The organism is Oceanimonas sp. AH20CE76 (genome assembly GCF_039654065.1).
Taxonomy (GTDB): domain Bacteria; phylum Pseudomonadota; class Gammaproteobacteria; order Enterobacterales; family Aeromonadaceae; genus Oceanimonas; species Oceanimonas smirnovii.
Genome location: NZ_CP155481.1, coordinates 1,032,367 through 1,050,353 on the forward strand (window position 1 = coordinate 1,032,367; position 17,987 = coordinate 1,050,353).

At 57.4% G+C, this 17,987-nt stretch carries 18 protein-coding genes; all 18 read left to right on the top strand.

The window, feature by feature from the left end; translation table 11 throughout:
* Window positions 1-125: 125 nt before the first annotated feature.
* The 18 genes from fliF to N2M06_RS05090 all read left to right on the top strand — a co-directional run bounded on the left by fliF (window position 126) and on the right by N2M06_RS05090 (window position 17,975).
* Window positions 126-1,832 (top strand): flagellar basal-body MS-ring/collar protein FliF, encoded by a 1,707-nt coding sequence (gene fliF, locus N2M06_RS05005; RefSeq protein ID WP_346351812.1) that lies wholly within the window; start codon window positions 126-128, stop codon window positions 1,830-1,832.
* Window positions 1,825-2,871: a flagellar motor switch protein FliG gene (gene fliG, locus N2M06_RS05010; protein WP_346351813.1), complete on the top strand. Its 1,047-nt coding sequence runs from the start codon at window positions 1,825-1,827 to the stop codon at window positions 2,869-2,871. The genes fliF and fliG overlap by 8 nt, the downstream gene beginning before the upstream one ends.
* Window positions 2,868-3,653, top strand: a complete 786-nt coding sequence (gene fliH, locus N2M06_RS05015; protein WP_346351814.1) for a flagellar assembly protein FliH — start codon at window positions 2,868-2,870, stop codon at window positions 3,651-3,653. The genes fliG and fliH overlap by 4 nt, the downstream gene beginning before the upstream one ends.
* The gene (fliI, locus tag N2M06_RS05020; protein ID WP_346351815.1) at window positions 3,634-4,971 is read left to right on the top strand and encodes a flagellar protein export ATPase FliI; all 1,338 of its coding nucleotides are present in this window, start codon (window positions 3,634-3,636) and stop codon (window positions 4,969-4,971) included. Before fliH ends, fliI begins: the two co-directional genes overlap by 20 nt.
* Complete coding sequence (fliJ, locus tag N2M06_RS05025) at window positions 4,971-5,408, top strand: flagellar export protein FliJ (protein ID WP_346351816.1); 438 nt, start codon at window positions 4,971-4,973, stop codon at window positions 5,406-5,408. Before fliI ends, fliJ begins: the two co-directional genes overlap by 1 nt.
* Before the next feature lie 91 nt (window positions 5,409-5,499).
* Entirely contained in the window at window positions 5,500-7,338 is a 1,839-nt protein-coding gene (locus N2M06_RS05030; RefSeq protein WP_346351817.1) for a flagellar hook-length control protein FliK, read from the top strand.
* 9 nt (window positions 7,339-7,347) lie between these two features.
* Complete coding sequence (locus N2M06_RS05035) at window positions 7,348-7,827, top strand: flagellar basal body-associated FliL family protein (RefSeq protein WP_346351818.1); 480 nt, start codon at window positions 7,348-7,350, stop codon at window positions 7,825-7,827.
* A 7-nt stretch (window positions 7,828-7,834) separates the two neighbouring features.
* On the top strand, window positions 7,835-8,890 hold the full coding sequence (gene fliM, locus N2M06_RS05040) for a flagellar motor switch protein FliM (protein ID WP_019933561.1): 1,056 nt from the start codon (window positions 7,835-7,837) through the stop codon (window positions 8,888-8,890).
* Between the two features lie 68 nt (window positions 8,891-8,958).
* Window positions 8,959-9,306 carry a flagellar motor switch protein FliN gene (gene fliN / locus N2M06_RS05045; RefSeq protein WP_346352154.1) on the top strand — a complete coding sequence of 116 codons (348 nt, stop codon included), beginning with the start codon at window positions 8,959-8,961 and terminating at the stop codon, window positions 9,304-9,306.
* Entirely contained in the window at window positions 9,303-9,644 is a 342-nt protein-coding gene (gene fliO / locus N2M06_RS05050; protein WP_019933563.1) for a flagellar biosynthetic protein FliO, read from the top strand. Before fliN ends, fliO begins: the two co-directional genes overlap by 4 nt.
* Window positions 9,645-9,778: 134 nt before the next feature.
* Window positions 9,779-10,456: a flagellar type III secretion system pore protein FliP gene (gene fliP / locus N2M06_RS05055; RefSeq protein ID WP_245541363.1), complete on the top strand. Its 678-nt coding sequence runs from the start codon at window positions 9,779-9,781 to the stop codon at window positions 10,454-10,456.
* On the top strand, window positions 10,456-10,725 hold the full coding sequence (fliQ, locus tag N2M06_RS05060) for a flagellar biosynthesis protein FliQ (protein WP_019933565.1): 270 nt from the start codon (window positions 10,456-10,458) through the stop codon (window positions 10,723-10,725). Before fliP ends, fliQ begins: the two co-directional genes overlap by 1 nt.
* Window positions 10,726-10,887: 162 nt before the next feature.
* Window positions 10,888-11,676 (top strand): flagellar biosynthetic protein FliR, encoded by a 789-nt coding sequence (gene fliR / locus N2M06_RS05065; protein ID WP_019933566.1) that lies wholly within the window; start codon window positions 10,888-10,890, stop codon window positions 11,674-11,676.
* 1 nt (window position 11,677) lies between these two features.
* Complete coding sequence (gene flhB, locus N2M06_RS05070; protein WP_346351819.1) at window positions 11,678-12,811, top strand: flagellar biosynthesis protein FlhB; 1,134 nt, start codon at window positions 11,678-11,680, stop codon at window positions 12,809-12,811.
* 111 nt (window positions 12,812-12,922) lie between these two features.
* Entirely contained in the window at window positions 12,923-15,022 is a 2,100-nt protein-coding gene (flhA, locus tag N2M06_RS05075; RefSeq protein WP_346351820.1) for a flagellar biosynthesis protein FlhA, read from the top strand.
* A 14-nt stretch (window positions 15,023-15,036) separates the two neighbouring features.
* A complete protein-coding gene (gene flhF / locus N2M06_RS05080; RefSeq protein ID WP_346351821.1) occupies window positions 15,037-16,389 on the top strand; it encodes a flagellar biosynthesis protein FlhF in 1,353 nt (450 codons plus the stop codon).
* A gap of 34 nt (window positions 16,390-16,423) precedes the next feature.
* Window positions 16,424-17,269 carry a MinD/ParA family protein gene (locus tag N2M06_RS05085; RefSeq protein WP_156816403.1) on the top strand — a complete coding sequence of 282 codons (846 nt, stop codon included), beginning with the start codon at window positions 16,424-16,426 and terminating at the stop codon, window positions 17,267-17,269.
* Window positions 17,262-17,975: an RNA polymerase sigma factor FliA gene (locus N2M06_RS05090; protein WP_346351822.1), complete on the top strand. Its 714-nt coding sequence runs from the start codon at window positions 17,262-17,264 to the stop codon at window positions 17,973-17,975. The genes N2M06_RS05085 and N2M06_RS05090 overlap by 8 nt, the downstream gene beginning before the upstream one ends.
* The last annotated feature ends 12 nt before the right edge of the window (window positions 17,976-17,987 follow it).

Below are 17,987 nucleotides of genomic sequence, written 5' to 3' on the forward strand. Positions count from 1 at the left end.
AGTACTGTATTTTAAGCACGGTCATACCGGGCTTGACCCGGTATCTTCCTGCAGAGAGATCCTGACTTTCGTCAGGATGACGGACTGAACACATGATTAATCCGATTGGTTTAAGGAGCTGACGGGTGGCAGATAATCCGCTGGCAGAAACTGACCAAAGCACGCTTCCGGCCAACAGTGACGGCACCGATATGGAAGCTCAGGAGCGCAAGAGCACGCCTTTTGCGCTGCTGGGCAATGCCGATGTATTACGCCAGGTGGTTATTGTGCTGGCGCTGGCCATTTGTCTGGCCATGGCCATTTTTGTGCTGCTGTGGGGCAAGGAGCCGGAAATGCGGCCGCTGGGGGTGTATAACAATCAGGAATTGATTGAAACCCTCGATTATCTCGATGCCCAGAAGGTTGAATACAAAATAGACGGCAACAGCGTGCTGGTGCGCGCGGATCAATATGCCGATATTCAGCTGGGGCTGCGTCGCTCCGGCCTCACTCAGGCACCGCCGGAAGGCGACAGCATACTGCTGTCCGATCCCGGTTTTGGCATCAGCCAGCGGCTGGAGCGGGAGCGCCTTAATCTCAGCCGGGAGCGTCAGCTGGCCCGGGTAATAGAGCAATATAACAGCGTGGCCCGTGCCCAGGTGCTGCTGGCCATACCCCGGGAAAATGTCTTTGTGCGCGACAAGCGCAAGCCCAGTGCTACCGTGGTGCTTAATCTGCGCCGGGGCGGCAGCCTGCGCCAGGAAGAAGTAGACGCCATTGTGGACACAGTGGCCTCTGCGGTACCCGATCTCACTCCCGGCCGGGTAACGGTGACGGATCAGAACGGCCGTCTGCTGAACTCCGGCTCTCAGGATCCGCTGGCTGCCCGCAACCGGCGGGAATTTGAACTGCAGCAACAGCAGGAAGAAGAATATCGTCAGAAGATTGACGCCATTCTCAGTCCGGTGCTGGGGCTGGGGAATTACACCGCTGAAGTGGATCTGAATCTCGACTTTCGTCGTCGTCAGCAAACGGTAAAAACCTATAACCCCGACATGCCCGCGGTGCGCTCCGAGATGGTGATGGAAGACAACACCTCCGGCACCGGCCCCATCGGCATTCCCGGCGCGCTGACCAATCAGCCGCCCATGGAGTCGGATATTCCCGAGCAGGCGGGGCAGGCCACGGAAAAATCCGGCACAGAGCGCAGCCGGCGGGAAGCGACCCGTAACTTTGAGCTGGACACCACCATCAGCCACACCGAAAGTGCCGTGGGTGATATTCGCCGGTTAACGGTGTCGGTGGCGGTAGACTACAAAAATGTGACTCAGGCCGACGGCACCACGGAAAGAGTGCCGCTGGAGAGCGCCGAACTGGCCCGCATCGAGCGTTTGCTGAAGGGGGGGCTGGGCTTTGATGTAAGCCGGGGTGATGCCATTGAAGTGGTCAGCATGTCGTTTAACCGGCCCGACCTTGATGCCGTGGCGGACATTCCTTTTTATGAGCAGACCTGGTTCTGGCGGCTGGCGCGCATTCTCGGTGCCGTGCTGGTACTGGTGGTGCTGCTGCTGGCACTGGTGCGTCCCATGGTGAAACGCCTGCTGAACATAGACGACAAAACGGATGAACTGGATCTGGACGGTCAGAGTGCGCTGTCGGGCAATAATGATCTCGATATGCTGGCACAGCAGGCCGAACTGGAAGACGGTATGTTCGGCATTAAGGACGGCCAGCTGCGGCTGCCGGATCTGAACAAGGATGAAGACTTGCTGTCGGCAGTACGGGCGCTGGTATCCAACGAGCCGGATCTGGCGGCACAGGTAATTAAAGACTGGGTACAAAGCGATGAGTGATGAGCAGGAGCTGGTAATTACCGATGCACAGCGGCAACTGCTGTCGCGCATGACAGGCACCGACAAGGCAGCGCTGCTGATGCTGAGCCTGCGGGAAGAAGACGCCGCCCAGATTTTTCGCCACCTCGACCCCAAGCAGGTGCAGCGCCTGGGCATGAAAATGGCCGCCTTGGGGGATTTCAGTCCGGATCGGGTCAGTGCCGTGCACCGGCTGTTTATTGAAGACATTCAGCGCTTTACCAAAATTGGTGTGGGCAGTCAGGACTTTGTGCGCAATGCCCTGGTGGCGGCCCTGGGTGAAGACAAGGCCGGCCGTCTGGTGAACCAGATTGCCGCCGGTGCCGGCTCCCGCGGGCTCGATTCGCTCAAGTGGATGGATGCCCGTCAGGTGGCCGGCATTATTCACAATGAGCATCCGCAAATTCAGACCATAGTGCTGTCGTATCTCGATGCGGATCAGGCCGCCGCCATTTTGCAGCAGTTTCCTGAGCCCATGCGGCTGGACCTGATTATGCGCATTGCCGAGCTGGAAGAAGTGCAGCCGGCGGCGCTGCAGGAGCTGAACGACATTATGGAAAAACAGTTTGTGGGCAAGAGCAACGCCAAGGCTGCCAAGATGGGCGGCCTGAAAACCGCCGCCGACATCATGAACTATCTGGATACCTCCATTGAAGGTGCCCTGATGGATTCCATTCGTGATCAGGATGAAGAAATGAGCATGAAGATCCAGGATCTGATGTTTGTGTTTGAAAACCTGATAGACGTGGACGACAGGGGCATTCAGGTGCTGCTGCGGGAAGTGAATGCCGAGCTGCTGCAGCGAGCCCTGAAAGGTGCCGATGATCAGCTTAAAGAGAAGTTCTTCAATAATATGTCCCGTCGCGCTGCCGAAATGCTGCAGGACGATCTGGAGGCCATGGGACCGGTGCGGGTTAGCGATGTGGAAGCGGCCCAGCGCGAGATCCTGGCGGTGGCCCGCCGGTTGGCCGACACCGGAGAGCTGATGCTGGCCAAAGGTGGCGGAGATGATTACGTATGAGTGGCTACGACGCCAAGGGCCGTATTCCTGCGGGTTGGCAGTGGCCCGAACTTAACCAGCCCGAGCCGGTTCGTCAGGAGCAGGCGGCGCTCAGGCTGCGCAACGAGCCGGCACCGGTGGCCGATGAACCGGAGCCAGAAGCCACTCCCGAGCCCCTTACCGCTGAAGCCCTGGAAGCCATTCGCCAGGCCGCCTATGAAGAAGGCCACGCCGAAGGCAAAGAGCAGGGCCTGGCGGAAGGCCGGGAAGAGGGCCGGCTGCAGGGCATGCAGGAAGGCCACGAAGCCGGACTGCAACAGGGCCTTGAGCAGGGGCTGGCCGATGGCGAGGCGCAAATGCAGGCGCTGCTGGAGCGCTGGAACACCCTTACCGAACAACTGCAGGCCCCTCTGGCCACCATTGATCATACCGTGGAGCAAAGCCTGGTGATCATGGCCATGGAGCTTGCCCGCAATTTGCTGAAGGCCGAGGCCACCGCCTCGCCCAAACTGCTGCTGGCTACCATACAGGAAGCCCTGCAGGCACTGCCTCATCATGAAGGCACCCTTACCTTTTATCTGAACGCCGAAGACATGGCTCTGCTGCAGGCGCATTACAGTGAAGAAGCCTGTGCCAAGCGCGGCTGGGAGCTGGTGGCCGAGCCCGGTCTTGAGCGGGGCGAGCTGCGCCTGCACACGGCCATGTCTCAGCTGGATGTCAGTCTTGCCAGCCGCATCGACGAGCTGATGGCCAATTTCATCAAGGCCAACTGGAGCCGGTTCCATGACACAGACGCTGGCTGAGCGCCTGGGCGCTTATCAGTGTGCCGGTCTGGCACCCGTGATGGCCGCCAGCGGCAAACTGACCCGGGTGGTGGGGTTAACGCTGGAAGCGGTAGGCTGCACTGCCGCCGTGGGCAGCCAGTGCAAGGTGCAAACCCAGTTTGGTGAAATGGACGCCGAAGTGGTGGGTTTTGCCGACGACAAGCTCTATCTCATGCCCAGTGAATCCCTGAAAGGCGTGATCCCGGGGGCCAGAGTCACGCCCGCCGGAAACGGCAACGGCGTGCCTGTGGGCATGGCCTTGCTGGGCCGGGTAATTGATGGCATCGGCCAGCCGCTGGACGGCCTTGGCCCTATCAATACCGCCACAACGGCAGATTTTGTTTCCCGCCCCATTAACCCCATGGCGCGCAAGCCCATTGAAGCGCCCATGGATGTGGGCGTGCGTGCCATCAACTCGGTACTCACAGTAGGGCAGGGCCAGCGCATGGGGCTGTTTGCCGGCTCCGGCGTGGGCAAAAGTGTGCTGCTGGGCATGATGACCCGGGGGGCCAAAGCCGATGTGGTGGTGGTGGGTCTGATTGGCGAGCGGGGCCGGGAGGTAAAGGAATTTATCGACGTGATCCTCGGCGACCAAGGCCGCGCCCGGGCTGTGGTGGTGGCGGCCCCCGCCGATGCCTCGCCCCTGATGCGCCTCAAGGGTTGTGAAACTGCCCTGACGCTGGCGGAATATTACCGGGATCAGGGCCTGAACGTGCTGCTGCTGATGGACTCTTTAACCCGTTATGCCCAGGCCCAGCGGGAAATTGCCCTGGCAGTGGGAGAGCCGCCCGCCAGCAAGGGGTATCCGCCTTCCGTGTTTGCCAAGCTGCCGGCGCTGGTGGAGCGGGCCGGTAACGGTGCCGAAGGGCAGGGCAGCATTACCGCCTTCTTTACCGTGCTGACCGAAGGGGACGATCTGCAGGACCCGATTGCCGATGCGGCCAGGGCCATTCTCGATGGCCATATAGTGCTGTCGCGGCAACTGGCCGACAGTGGTCACTATCCGGCCATTGATATTGAAAAGTCCATCAGCCGGGTAATGACGGCGGTCACTTCCGAGCAGCATCAGCAACAGGCCAGAGCGGTCAAGCAGGCTTATGCGCTCTATCAGCAAAATCACGATCTGATCAACCTGGGTGCCTACAAGAGCGGGGCCGATCCGCGGCTGGATATGGCCATTACCATACGGCCCCGGCTGGAGCGTTTTTTAACCCAGAGCATGACGGACGTATTTGATTACCAAGCCTGCCTCAAAGAGCTGGAAGTGGTGGCCATGCCGCTGCTGAGGGCAGGCTGATGAGCCGGGCACTGAATTTGCTGCTGGAGCAGCTGGACGGCGAAGAGCGCAAGGCCGCCGCCGAGCTGAATATTGCCCAGCTGCAGCTGCAGCAGATGGAGCAACAGCTGCAAACCCTGAGCCAGTATCAGCGCCAGTATGTGCAAACCTTTCAGCAACGGGGTCAGAGCGGGCTGGAGGCTCATCAGTTTGGTCATTTCCGTGGCTTTATCGACAAGCTGGAAGTGGCCCAGCAGCAGCAACAGCAAGGCCTGCAACAGGCCCGGGAGCAATTAACCCAAAGCCGCGATGCCTGGCTGGCGGTGCGCGCCCGCAAACAGGCCATTGCCAAACTGATGGAACGTGAAGCCGAGCGCAAAAAGCAGGAAGCCGCCCGTCAGGAGCAGAAAATGCTCGACAACCTCGCCATCTACCGTTACCACCGCAAACCCATGTAATCTCGGCCTACGACAACCTGGTGCATTTATTGCATCATACCCGTATCAGCGTGTATGCCCGGTGGCCACACTTTTAATCAGGTGACTCTGTATGACCACAATTATTCCTGCCTTTGCCGGCACTGTGAGTTCTGCCAGTGCCTCGTTGCAGCCTAAAGCCGAGGGTGAAGGGGTTAACTTTGCCGAGCTGCTGGAAAGCGCCGAAACCGGTGCAGGCCAGCAAGTACAGGCTGGCAATGAATCTGCAGACAAACAGGAAGTGGCCGGATCAGAGCAGGGCGAGACGACGCCAAAAGAGGCTGATATCAAGGTGAAAGCCGAACCTGAAGAGGAAGCAGACAAGCCGGCGGGTGCAACGGCAGAGCAGAAGCATGACAAGCCCGAGGAAGAGCTGAGAGCCGATACGCTGCAGAGCGGCAATTTGGTGCCGGCAGCGGCAATGTCTGCAGCTGAAAGCGGAAAGCGCGATTCTGCAATAGCTGACAAGGCTGAGCTTCAGCTGCCTGCGCCCGCCAAAGACAACGCACCGGTAAAGCGTGATAATGCACAGCGGGTCGATACCCAAGTGACCCCTTATGCAGAGCAGGAACGCGCAGTTGCCGCTTCCGCTAATGGCGAAAGCAAGCCGGCAGCGCAGCCTAATGTGGCCACTGAGGTAAAGCCTCAACAGCCTGCGCCGGTCACAGACAGTGCGCCCGCCAAAGACAACGCACTGGCAAACCGTGATAATGCACAGCGGGTCGATACCCAAGTGACCGCTCATGCAGAGCAGGAGCGTGCGGTTGCCGCTTCCGCTAATGGCGAAAGCAAGCCGGCAGCGCAGCCGAATGTGGCCGCTAAAGAGCCAGTTGTTAAAGCAGAAACTGTTGAGCTAAAAAGCACATCAGAACATGAAGCCGGGGTAAATAAAGCAGGCGCTTCTGTCAGCACAAATGCAACACCAGCGCCGCAGCTGGTACAACAATCATCAGCGCAATCAGCGCAATCAGCGCAATCAGCGCAATCAGGGCAACCGTCAGTGCAGCAGTCGGTAACGCCATCGTCCTTCGTGCCTGCCCCTGAGCCGGAACTTGACAGCAGCACCAATACCGCGTTTCGGCAAGACACTGTTCAGCCTCAGCAGGCTGCCACACCCAACTGGCTGGCACAAATTGAGCACGGCCAGCGTTGGACACAGCAAGGCAATACCGAGAGTAAGGTCGATCTGACCGTGGCTGAAAAAAGTAGTGAAAGTCTGGCGGCTCAGGTTACCGAAAAAGCCGCAGCCGATGCCGGAACTGATGGTGAAAGCCGCGATGAAGATGCCAGCCGTGGCGAGAAACTGGCTGACGCGCTGGCAGGGGCGGTGCAGTCAGGCGCTCACCAGGCCGAAAAAAACGAGATCCAGCCACTGCAGCAAACCGCTGCCATTACCGCCACCCGTGAAGCCGCGGCCCCCGAGCGCGCAGCTCAGCCTCAGCTGGAGCGGGCGCTCAATCTGCATCAGGCCGCGCCGGAGCAAAATGCCCGCCAGCTGAGCCAGCAGGTGCAGGTAATGGTGAATCAGGAGCTGCAGGAGGCAGATATTCGTCTTAACCCGTCCGAACTTGGCGGCATCCGCATTCAGCTTAAATTCGAGCAGGGCGAAGTGAGCATGCAGATCCAGGCTCAGCATGCGCAGGCCCGGGATATGCTGGAGCAGGCCATGCCGCGCCTGCGTGATATGCTTCAGCAACAAGGTATTCAGCTGGGACAGGGGCAGGTGGGCAGCTTTGCCGGGCAGCAACAGAATACAGCGCAAAATGGTAACCAGGGGCAGGGTGCAACCGGCCGGGAAAATGGGCATAATTCATCCTCGTTTGAGCAGGGCCCGAACGATGATGAAGCAGGCTTCACTCAATATTCAGCGGGCAGAACATTGCATGAAGGTGGTATCGACTTTTTTGCATAAGGACACTTAATGGCAGAGAACCTCACCATTCCCAAGGTGGCATGGTATAAACGCAAGCTGGTCTGGATTTTGCTTTTGCTCGTGCTGGCGGGAGCAGGCGGAGCGGCCGCCTGGTTGCTGATATCGGGTGCAGAAGAAGCGCCGGTAGCAGAGCAGGATAATAATAGTGATCAGGCCATGTATGTCAGCCTGTCACAGCCCTTTACCTTCAGCGTGCCCGGCGGGCGACGAGACCGACTGGTGCAAATTGAGGCGCAACTAATGGTGCGTGGAGAAGCCAATGCCGAGCTGGCCCGACAGCATCTGCCACTGCTGGAAAGCACTCTGCTGGATGTATTCAGCCGTCAAACCGCCGACAATTATCTGACGGCCGCCAATAAAAAGGCACTGCGTGAAGAAGCTCTTAATGAGCTGAATTACGCCACTGCCGAAGTACTGGAAAAGCGGTTATTTGAAAAAGTGTTATTTACCAGCATAGTGATGCAATAGGTGAGCTGTGAGCGATCTGTTATCCCAGGATGAAATCGATGCTCTGTTACACGGAGCCGACGATGTCAAAGAAGAAGAAGTGAAAGAAGAAGGAGGCGTCGCCTCCTTTGACTTCTCTTCACAGGATCGCATTGTCCGGGGCCGAATGCCGACCCTGGAAATGGTGAATGAGCGTTTTGCCCGCCATATGCGCATCAGCCTGTTTAATATGATGCGCCGCACCGCTGAGGTCTCCATTAATGGCGTGCAGGTAATTAAATACGGCGAATATGTACATTCCTTGTTTCTGCCCACCAGCCTGAACATGGTGCGCTTTCGCCCGCTCAAGGGCATAGGCCTGGTCACCATGGAAGCCAGATTGGTGTTTATTCTGGTGGATAACTTTTTTGGTGGTGACGGTCGTCATGCCAAAATTGAAGGCCGGGAATTTACTCCCACCGAGCGCCGGGTCATTCAGCTGCTGCTCAAGCTGGTATTTGAAGACTACAAAGAGGCCTGGGCACCGGTGATGGACGTGGAGTTTGAATACCTCGACTCAGAGGTGAACCCCACCATGGCCAACATTGTCAGCCCCACCGAAGTGGTGGTGGTCAGCTCCTTTCATATCGACCTTGACGGCGGCGGCGGTGACTTTCACGTTACCCTGCCCTACGGCATGCTGGAGCCCATTCGTGAGTTGCTGGATGCCGGCGTGCAGAGCGACAAGGGCGAAAATGACCTGCGCTGGGGCAAAGCCCTGCGGGATGAAATTCTCGATGTGGAAGTGGAAATGTCCACCCGTCTGTTGGAGAAGGAAGTCACCCTGCGCAATATCATGGACTGGCAGGCGGGCGATATTATTCCCATTGAAATGCCCGAGCATTTGCTGGTGTCGGTAGAAGAGCTGCCCACCTTCAGAGCGCAGCTGGGCCGGTCGCAGGAAAAAATGGCCATTCGCATTACCGAAAAAATCAAAAGGCCCGAAACCGTTAAAACTGAATTGCAAGAAGTCACCCGCCGCGGCGTGCGCATTGATGGCGAAGCCGAGCTGGAAGAACTGGAAAGAACCATTGAGGACGCATAATGAGCGAGCAGAACGATCAAGGTGACCAACTCGATCAAAGCGAGCTGGATGATATCTGGGGCGACGCCATGGCGGAGCAGGAGCAAAGTGAGGTTAAAAAAGCCGAGCTGGATGACTTCAGCAACGATGGCAAAAATCCCATCACTCAGGAAGAACGGCGCAAGCTCGACACCATTCTGGATATTCCGGTCACCATTTCCATGGAAGTGGGCCGCAGCCAGATCAGTATTCGTAACCTGCTGCAGCTTAACCAGGGATCTGTGGTAGAGCTGGACCGGCTGGCCGGTGAGCCGCTGGATGTGATGGTGAACGGCACCCTGATTGCGCACGGCGAAGTAGTGGTGGTGAACGATAAATTCGGTATTCGTCTTACCGATGTGATCAGCCAGACCGAGCGGATTAAAAAGCTGAAATGAGAATTCTGCTGTTGTTATTGATGGCGGCACCGGCTTATGCCCAGGGCGGCCCTGAAATTGACTGGAGTTCCTGGGCGCTGTCATCGGCCCTGGTCATCGGTCTTTTGCTGGCGCTGGGGCAACTGCTGCGCCGGCTCAAGCTGCCGGTGCTGGGCGGTAACCGCCAGCTGAAAGTGGTGTCCAGCCTGGCCCTGGGCCACAAGGAAAAACTGGTGGTAGTGCAGGTAGGCAAGGAGCAGGTGCTGCTGGGTATTACGCCGCAGAATATCAGCCACCTGGGCAAGCTGGAGCAGCCACTGGAAGTACCTGAAAAACAGGGAGTAGGGAATACCCCGTAGGAATAGGGAGCAGGGAATAGGGTTGTTGGGAATCGTCGGAGCAAATAAATGAATAAGGAACGCCTGTGAGCCGCATTCGCTATTTTTTGCCATTGTTACTGCTGCTGGCCACGCCGGCACTGGCTCAGCAGGGCATGTCAGCGGTGACGGTCACCACCAATGCCGACGGCAGTCAGGAATACAGCTTAACTCTGCAGGTGCTGGCATTAATGACGGCACTGTCGTTTTTGCCTGCCATCGTTATTATGATGACCTCCTTCACCCGTATTATTGTGGTGCTGTCCATTCTGCGGCAGGCCCTGGGCCTGCAGCAAAGCCCGTCCAATCAGGTGCTGATTGGCATCAGTCTGTTTCTGTCCTTTTTTATTATGTCGCCGGTGCTCGACCGGGTAAACGCCGAGGCGCTGCAGCCCTACCTGGCGGAAGAAATCGGCTCAAAGGAAGCGCTCACCCGCGCCGAGCAGCCCATTCGTGATTTTATGCTGACCCAGACCCGGGTAAAGGATCTCGACACCTTTTTGAATATTGCCAATGTGCAGGTAAACAACGAAGCAGAAGTGCCACTCAGAGTACTGATTCCGGCCTTTGTCACCAGCGAGCTGAAAACCGCCTTTCAAATCGGCTTTATGCTGTTTTTGCCCTTTCTGGTGATTGATCTGGTGGTGGCCAGTATTCTGATGGCCATGGGGATGATGATGCTGTCGCCCATGCTGATATCGCTGCCCTTTAAGCTGATGCTGTTTGTGCTGGTGGACGGCTGGAACCTGATTATGGGCACCCTGGCTACCAGCTTTGGACTGGGAGCAAACTGATGAGCCCGGAAACCTTCGTTGACCTGTTTCGCAGCGCCCTCTGGCTGGTGACCGTGCTGGTGTCGGCGGTGATCTTTCCCAGTCTGGCGATAGGGTTAATGGTTTCCATTTTTCAGGCGGCCACCTCCATTAATGAACAAACCTTAAGCTTTCTGCCCCGCCTGCTGGTCACTCTGGGGGCGCTGGCGGTAGGAGCGCACTGGGGCTTTGGCATGCTGATTGACTACTTTCATGAACTCACAGAGCTGATACCACAGGTCATCGGTTAACTTCAGCCATAAGCTTTAAGCCGTAAGCTGTAAGACAATCCCGATTGTTTGCGGGAACTGAGTTTTGCTCACAAATTGAGTTTATAACTGAAGGCTTACCAACGACTCGGGCTGCTTAAAGCTGACAGCTTACGGCTTATAGCTTTCTTTTCAGGAGTTTGTTTGAACTACACCACTGCCGAGCTGATGCAATGGCTGTCGTCCTACCTCTGGCCGCTGTTTCGCATTGCCGGGTTGATGATGACCATGGTGATGTTTGGTGCCAACCTCACGCCTGTGTATGTGCGCCTGCTGCTGGCGGTGGCCATCACCATTGCCGTGGCCCCTGTGCTGCCGGCCATGCCGGCGGTGGAGCTGTTTTCGGTGGAAGGGTTTCTGGTGAGCATACAGCAGGTACTGATTGGTGCCGTGATTGGTTTGTTATCGCAGTTTTTGCTGCAGACCTTTGTGACCGCCGGTCAGATCATCGCCATGCAAACCAGTCTGGGCTTTGCCTCCATGGTGGATCCACTCAATGGCCAGTCTGCGCCCGTGGTGGGCCAGCTTTATTTGATGCTGGGCACCTTGCTGTTTCTGGCGCTGGACGGTCATCTGGTGATGATAGAAGCCATCGTACTCAGTTTTACTTCTGTGCCGGTATCGGCAAGTGGCTTTAGCGTGGGTGACTGGCAAAACCTGGCGAGCCTGCTTACCCTGCTGTTTCAGGCAGCGGTGGCCATGGCTCTGTCGGCCATTGTGGCCATGCTGCTGATTAACTTCAGCTTTGGGGTCATGACCCGGGCGGCACCCCAGCTGAATATTTTCAGCGTGGGTTTTGCCATCAGCATGGTGTGCGGCTTGTTTATTATGTGGCTGACCCTGGGCGGCTTTATGGATCATTTCGAGAATCAGTGGTTACGCCTGCAACTGGTGATGTGCGACACCCTGAGACTGACCTGCGAAGGAGGCTGATATGGCAGAGTCGGACGGTCAGGAAAGAACAGAACAGCCCACGGAGCAACGGCTTCGGCAAGCCCGTGAAAAAGGCCAGATCCCCCGTTCCAAGGAGCTTGGCACAGCCGCGGTGCTGCTTAGTGCCGCGGCCGCGCTGTTAATGCTGGGAGACGCACTGGGTGCCGCCATGTCGGCGGTGTTTGCCGCCAGCTTTGAGCTGGAGCGGGCCGCCATTTTCGATCCCGAAACCATGATGCCGGCGCTGGCCTCGGCCATTGGTGGCATCATGTGGCCGTTGTTGGGCATGTTTGCGGTGGTGCTGGTGGCGGCGTTGGTGGGCAACAGCCTGCTGGGGGGCTTTAACTTCAGCACCCAGGCCATGATGCCAAAGTGGAACCGGCTCAGCCCCATGAGCGGCTTTAAACGCATGTTTGGCGTGCAGGCACTGGTAGAGCTGCTGAAATCCATTGCCAAGGTGGTGTTTATTGCCACCATTGCCATCTGGCTGCTGTGGGGCCAGTTCGACAATATTTTGCGTTTAAGCAGTGAAACCCTGAACCTGGCGATGAAAGATGCCCTGGAGCTTTTGCTGTGGATGGGGCTGGGGCTGTGTCTGGCGCTGCTGCCCATTGTGGCCATTGATGTGCCGTTTCAGGTGTGGAATCACACCCGCCAGCTGAAAATGACCCTGCAGGAAATAAAAGATGAATACAAAAATACCGAGGGCAAGCCCGAGGTAAAAAGCCGTATTCGCCGTCTGCAGCAGGAAATGGCCAACCGCCGCATGATGGCGGAAGTGCCCACCGCCGATGTGGTGGTGGTCAACCCCACCCATTTCTCAGTGGCCCTGCGCTACGACAAGGATAAACCCGGCTCGGCTCCGGTAGTGGTGGCTAAGGGGCTGGATGAAGTGGCCCTTAAAATCCGGGAAATAGCCCGGGAATATAAGGTGCCGGTTATTTCTTCTCCGGCGCTGGCCCGGGCCGTGTACTTTTCCACCAAGCTGGATCGGGAAATTCCCGACGGTCTCTTTGTGGCGGTGGCCCAGATCCTGGCCTATGTGTTCCAGCTGAACGCCTGGCGCAAAGGGCAGGGCAATAAACCAGTGCCGCTGAAAGACGACTTGCCGATTCCCGATGAATACCGGGTGTGATTGACTTAAAGGGATTAGGGATTAGGGATTAGAATCGGCCCCAGTCCCTGTAAATTTATGGCGCACTTCTTGCATTCTCACCGCCACTATCAATAAACCGCAGCGAGTGTCATGGAGTTAAGGGCAAGGCTTTCTCAGGCTAAACAGTGGACCCGTTGGTTACATTCGGGCATGGGTACGCCTTTGCTGGTGCTGGCGGCACTGGCCATGGTGGTGCTGCCCATTCCGGCATTAATGCTGGATGTGCTGTTTTCGTTCAATATTGCTCTGGCACTGGTGGTTTTGCTGGTGGCGGTATATACCCAGCGCCCTCTCGACTTTGCCGCCTTTCCCACCGTTTTGCTGGTAGCCACTCTGCTGCGGCTGGCGCTGAACGTGGCCTCTACCCGGGTAGTACTGCTGGAAGGGCATCAGGGAGGCAACGCTGCCGGTAACGTGATTGAGGCCTTTGGCTCTGTGGTTATTGGCGGCAACTATGCCGTGGGCCTTATCGTCTTTCTGATTTTGATGATCATCAACTTTGTGGTGGTGACCAAGGGTGCCGGCCGTATTTCGGAAGTGAGCGCCCGCTTTACCCTGGATGCCATGCCCGGTAAACAGATGGCCATCGACGCCGACCTTAATGCCGGCATTATCAATCAGGATGAAGCCCGCACCCGGCGGGAAGAGGTCACACAGGAAGCCGACTTCTACGGCTCCATGGACGGTGCTTCCAAGTTTGTAAAAGGCGATGCCATTGCCGGCATTATGATCCTGTTCATCAATATTATCGGCGGCTTTATTATCGGCATGGCTCAGCACGAGCTGAGCTTTGGTGAAGCAGGGCGTGTCTACACTCTGCTGACCATAGGTGACGGTCTGGTGGCGCAGATTCCGTCCTTGTTGCTGTCCATTGCCGCCGCCATAATTGTGACGCGGCAAAATACCCGGGAAGACATGGGGCAGGCCATGCTGGGTCAGCTTTTTGACAATCCGCGCTCCCTGTCCATTGCTGCCGGCATTCTTATTGCCATGGGACTGGTGCCGGGCATGCCCCATTTTGCCTTTTTGCTGCTGGGTGGCCTGGCGGCTGGCGGTGCCTGGTGGATGCACAAACGTCGCAAGGAGCAGGCCGAGCAGCAACAGGAAAGCAATGCTCAGGCACCGGCGATAGCAGCAAACGAAAACCGCGAACTCAGCTGGGACGATGTAAACCAGGTAGACACCATAGGGCTGGAAGTGGGTTACCGGCTGATCAGTCTGGTGGATGTGTCTCAGGGCGGCGAGCTGCTCAGCCGTATCAAGGGCGTGCGCAAAAAGCTGTCTCAGGAGCTGGGCTTTCTTATTCCTGCCGTGCACATACGTGACAATCTGGAGTTAAGCCCCAATGAATATCAGATAACCCTGATGGGGGTCAGCTCCGGGGTGGCCGATATCTACCCAGAGCGGGAGCTGGCCATCAACCCCGGTCAGGTGTTCGGCCCGGTGCAGGGCATAGACACCCGGGATCCCGCCTTTGGGCTGGAAGCCACCTGGATTGGCCGGGATCAGATAGAAAACGCCCAGAGCCTGGGTTACACAGTGGTGGATGCCGCCACCGTGGTGGCCACTCACCTCAGCCAGCTGCTGACCAACAATGCCTCTCAGCTGCTGGGTCATGAAGAAGTACAGAACCTGATTGATCAGGTGGGCCGCACTCAGCCCAAGCTGGTGGAAGGGCTGGTACCCAATACGCTCAGTCTGGCGCTGGTCACCAAGGTACTGCAGAGCCTGCTGAACGAAGGGGTGTCCATTCGGGACATGCGTACCATTTTGCAGACCCTCACCGAATACGCGCCCAAGAGTCAGGATCCGGAAGTACTGACCGCCGCCTGCCGTATTTCTCTGCGCCGCTTTCTGGTGCAGGAAATTGCCGGCACCGAGCGGGAGCTGCCGGTTATTACGCTGGCACCTGAGCTGGAACAGATCTTGCAGAACTCTTTGCAGGCGGGTGGTACTCAGGGCAGTGGCATAGAGCCGGGGCTGGCAGAGCGCATGCAGCAGTCGCTGTCGCAGGCTGCTGCCAACCAGGAGCTGGAAGGCCAGCCGGCCATATTACTGACGTCAGGCATGCTGCGTACCACGCTGGCGCGCTTTGTAAAACATACCATTCCCAGTCTGCGGGTGCTGTCTTATCAGGAAGTGCCGGATGATCGCCAAATCCGCATCGTGGCTTCAGTTGGGCAGCAGTAGCGGGAGAGCCATAAATGAAGATTAAACGGTTTTTTGCCAAAGATATGCGTGCCGCCCTGGCCGAAGTAAAAGAAGAGCTGGGGGCCGATGCGGTGATCATGTCTAATAAAAAAGTGTCCGGGGGCATAGAAATTGTGGCCGCCGTAGACGATGACGACAATACACCGGTCGATAAGGGGCAGCGTCCGTTAACGGACGACAATGTCAGAATTTCGTCGCAGGCCCGTCAATTTATTCCGCCACTCAGCCAGCAGCAGCAGGCTGACTCCTTGCAGGCGCTGTTAAATCGTGGCAACACAGCACCGTCTCCCAAAACCCTGGCCGAGCAGGTGGACTGGGGCCAGCCGGAAGCGCGCCGGGAGCCGGTGATGCCATCGCCTGCACCGCTGTTTGCCGGTGGTGAAAAAAGCCGCAGCCGCCAGAAAGACAGCACCAAAGACAAAGAGCTGAACGCCATGCGTCAGGAAATTGCCAGTATTCGCCGGCTGCTGGAACATCAGGTATCCGGTCTGATGTGGCAGGAAGTAGAGCGCCGGGAGCCGGTGCGCGCCATGGTGATTAAACAACTGAACCAGCTTGGTTTCAGTGATGGTTTTGCCGATATGCTGGCCATGCGGGTACATGAGCGTGCAGCCCCTCATGAAGCCTGGACCCAGATTGAAAACGCCCTGACCGAGCTGGTGCTGACCGGGGAAGATGAAATTATGCGCCAGGGCGGCGCTGTAGCGCTGCTCGGCCCCACCGGAGTGGGTAAAACCACCACCATTGCCAAACTGGCGGCCCGCTTTGCTGCCCGCCATGGTGCTGATCAGCTGGCGCTGATCACCACGGATCATTATCGCATCGGTGCCCATGAGCAGCTGCAGACCTACGGCCGCATTATGGGCGTGGCGGTCAAGCAGGCACGCACCTATGAAGAGCTGGCGCAGGCACTTTATCAGTTACGTCATCGCCGTCTGGTATTAATTGACACCGCCGGCATGGGCCAGCGTGATATGCGCCTGAACGAGCAGCTCGATACCCTGGTCGGTGATCGCCAGATCCGCATTCGTAATTATCTGGTATTGCCGGCTACCGCCCAGCGCAGAGTGCTGCAGGAGGCAGTAGAGCACTTTCGGCGCATTCCACTGGCCGGCTGCATCCTTACCAAGCTGGATGAAAGCCTGTCGCTGGGGGATGTGCTTGATATCAGTATTCAGAACAGTTTGCCCATCAGCTATGTCACCGATGGCCAGCGAGTACCGGAAGATCTGCGCCTGGCCAAGGCCGGTGAGCTGGTCAAGCAGGCAATGGGCGCGGTAGAGCAGCGTGAAGATCCCTATTATTGGGAAGCCGCCGACGATGAGGATGCGCGTTTCTATGACTAATTGGTTTCATGACCAGGCAAGCGGACTGCGGCTTATGCAAAAAATGAACAGAGTGCAGGTAATTGCCGTCACTGGCGGCAAAGGGGGCGTGGGCAAAACCAATATTACCCTGAACATGGCCTCGGCCATGGCAGCGCAGGGCAAGCGGGTATTGGTACTCGATGCCGATCTGGGGCTGGCCAACGTGGATGTGCTGCTGGGCATTCGGGTCCGGCGCAATCTGTCTCATGTATTGAGAGGCGAATGTACCCTGGATGAGGTAATGGTCGAAGGCCCGCAGGGCATTCGCATTATTCCGGCCACATCGGGCAATCAGTCCATGACCGAGCTGTCGCCGCTGGAGCATGTCAGTCTTATTCGTGCGTTCAGTGAAATGCAGACGCCCATTGATGTGTTGCTGGTAGATACCGCCGCCGGCATCTCCGACATGGTGCTGAGCTTTTCCCGGGCGTCTCAGGAAGTGCTGGTGGTGGTATGTGATGAGCCTACTTCTATTACCGATGCCTATGCCTTGATTAAGCTGCTGTCCCGGGAGCATGGCGTATTTCGTTTTAAAATTGTGGCCAACATGGTGCGTACCCAGCGTGAAGGTATGGAGCTGTTTGCCAAACTGACCCGGGTCACCGACAAGTTTCTGGATGCCTCCCTTGAGCTGGTTGCCTGCATTCCCTTTGACGGTAACTTGCGTCTGGCGGTGCGCCGTCAGGCGCTGGTAGTGAACCAGTATCCCAAGTCGCCTTCTGCCATCGCCATACGGGCGCTGGCCGCCAAAGCGCTGAACTGGCCCACTCCGCACCGGGCCGAAGGGCACCTGCAGTTCTTTGTGGAGCGCCTGCTGCGTAATCCCGCCATGAACCAGCAAGGAGTACGGAGTGAGTAGAGCACAGGCATACGCACAGCATCAAAGTCAAAGTCTGGTAGAGCGTCATGCCGGCCTGGTGCGGCGTATTGCTCAGCATCTGCTGGCCCGTCTGCCCGATAGTGTGTTGCTTGATGATCTTATTCAGTCCGGCATGGTCGGACTGCTGGAGGCGTCGAAAAACTTCGATGCCTCCAAAGGAGCCAGTTTTGAGACCTTTGCCGGTATTCGCATTCGCGGTGCCATGCTGGATGAAATCCGCCGGGGCGACTGGGTTCCCCGTTCGGTGCATCGCAACGGCCGGCACATTGCCGAGGCCATGCATACTATTCAGCGACGGGAAGGGCGACCGGCTCAGGATCGGGAAATTGCCGATGAACTGGGTGTCTCACTGACTCAGTATCACGCCATGCTGGCAGACGTCAATCATGGCAAATTGCTTGAAATGGATGAGTTTGAGCAAGGCGTCGAGCAACAGGCCGAGTTGCACAGTCATACCGGCAGCCCCTTTGACGGCATGGCCAAGGAACGCTTTCAGCGAGCGCTGGCAGAAGGCATTCGCAAACTGCCCGAGCGTGAGGCGCTGGTGTTGTCACTTTATTACGACGAAGAGCTGAATCTGAAAGAGATCGGCGGCATACTGTCGGTGTCGGAGTCTCGTGTGAGCCAGATCCACAGTCAGGCCATGCTGCGCCTTAAATCTCGTCTTAAAGAATGGCAGGCTTGATACAGAACAAGC